Source organism: Nocardia sp. NPDC058497 (assembly GCF_042720195.1).
GTDB lineage: Bacteria > Actinomycetota > Actinomycetes > Mycobacteriales > Mycobacteriaceae > Nocardia.
Genome location: NZ_JBHXMY010000784.1, coordinates 1 through 2231 on the forward strand (window position 1 = coordinate 1; position 2231 = coordinate 2231).

At 60.1% G+C, this 2231-nt stretch carries 1 protein-coding gene; it reads right to left on the reverse strand.

Annotated elements, in window-relative coordinates:
- On the reverse strand, positions 1–1861 hold a 1861-nt coding region (locus ACFWPJ_RS30905; protein WP_378856763.1), incomplete at its 3' end, for a hypothetical protein.
- Positions 1862–2231: the final 370 nt, after the last annotated feature.

The window sequence follows — 2231 nt, forward strand, 5'->3', positions numbered from 1 at the left end:
GCGTCAATCCTCCACGGGGTGCGACATTCGCCTTTCTGTTGAGTCTTTTTGTTTTCAGCGCGTTCTGAATAGGATTCTGTGATGTCGACGAGCTTCCACCGTGCGGGACACCGGGCGTCGCACCTCCTGTCCCGCTTCCAGCTCCACGATTCCGCGGCCGGTATCCACCATTTCGTGGAGTTCCGGGATTCGAATTGACACCTGTCGTTCGAATGTTGCGCGTTGTTGATTGCGTAGTTTGGACTGCTGGAGTGCCGCTCCGACCGCCGACGTTCAACGCACTATCTATGTGTTGCTCGGCAGATGCGTTGCGCGCTCCCGAGGACACCATCGTCTTCGCTCGCGTCTCGAGCATTAGCAGCTGCTCAACCTGCATATAGAGATCTCGCACTGCCTGCCCGATCTGAGCCTCGGATTTCAATGCTTGTGACAGCGGAACGCCCATACCGGGGCGCAAGTAGACGTCGCGCGGCACACTCACCGCGACAGATATTGAGGATTGCGCCGGGCTGTTCGGTCGTAGCTTCGGTGCGGTCGAAGACAGTTGTGCCAACTGAGGCCGGGTCGGTGTTGGGGGTGGCCGTAATGCCTGAACTTGGGGTGTTGAGGATGGAAGGGCGGGATTCTTGGCTGCTCTCGCTCCGCCCGCAAGACCCGTGAGGGCATCGCCCGCGCCCAGCCCGGCTATCGCGAGTTCACGGCCGGTCAGAGAAGCGCTCCGGCCGGCGAGTTGGCTCCCGAAGTACCGGCCACCAATGCCGACACCGAGCCGTGTGCCGAGTATCGCCAATTCAGGGATACCGAATACGACCATGACCGCGTCGTAAACAAGCTGGCGGTTATCTATCGCGCTTCCGGCGTCGAGGTCGATCGTGTCGGTCGGCACGAATATTCCGTCGATGGAACTATAGGCTGTGTACTTGATGCCTTTGGAATCGGCGTTTCCGATACCTCTGAGGTTGCCCTGTTCGTCGAAATAGGCTTCAAGTTCATATTTGGAGCCATCGGGCTTTCGTCCGTACCATTTCTGGATCGAGGTCCCATCGGGAACTCGGACAATGGGCCCACGACTGGTGATCGGATCCGTAACCCAGGTAGCACTCGATGGGTCGAATTTGTTGCCATACCAGGGTCCGCCGAGAGCCTTGTTGTATTTGTCAACCGCTGTTGTCGTACCGTCGGGCTGCACCACCGCCCTGTTGCCCATCGCATCGGTTACGATGCTGATCGGCTGGCCATTGGTTGCGGGAACTGTCAGGACTTCGAGCGAAGAACCGTCGCTGCTGGTGTACTCAGTGACCGGTGTTCCAAACAGGCTCGGCCCGAAATCGGCGCTGCTGGTCCTACCGTCGCTATGCCACATCGTGACGTGGCCGCTGGTCCCATCCGGGCTCAACTGAATAACCTGAGTAGGTGTAGACGATCCCGGCGCAGGTTCGACTACGATAATGTTCGACTTGTGGTAGTGCACCGAATGCGAACCATCGGGATTCGCCGTCCAGGTAATGAGATTTCCCTGTCCGTCGTCAACAGTTCGTGTCTCGGAAATTCCGGACTTGTCGATAATCGTGGTATCGCGAGTCAAACCACCGGTGCCTGGCACGATTTCGGAGTGGCTCTCAGATGCCAGCGTGCCGAACTTATCTCGGACCTTTGTATCGATCTCACCGGTAGCCGGGTTGTGGGTGCTGGTGATGGCCGTGTGGTCGTTACCGATGGTGACGGTCGCGACTCCCGCGAAGCTGGTGGAATCACCCGGGTTCACCGGTGCGTGCTGGGTGAAGTCCACAACATCGGGCAGGCCAGAGTTCAGGGTTTGACCGACGACTGGCTGTTGCACACCCAGCATCAAGCTGGTCAACGATGAGGGCTGACTGACCGGTGTTGCGACAGTAGGTGCCGGCGTCACATCCGGTGCGGTTGTCGGTGCCGGCTGCGGACTGGTAGTCGCAGGGGTCGATGCTGGTCCGGTCGGTGCGGTCTGAGGTTGGGGCACAGACGGTGTCGGCACCGACGCGGGCGCAGAGGGAACGGGGGCTGGAGCGGTCGGTTGCGAGGAGGGCTGAGCCGGCGGCAAGTCCGTCGGCACCACTGGCCTATCCGACAACCTGGGATCGTCAGTGGTCAGACCCGGGATCGTCGGCAGGCCTTGGTCCTCGAGCGGGGCAGCTACGAACTGCGCCGTCTGAACACGGTCTTGGGAACGGCTGTCCATGTCACGAACCCCGAGC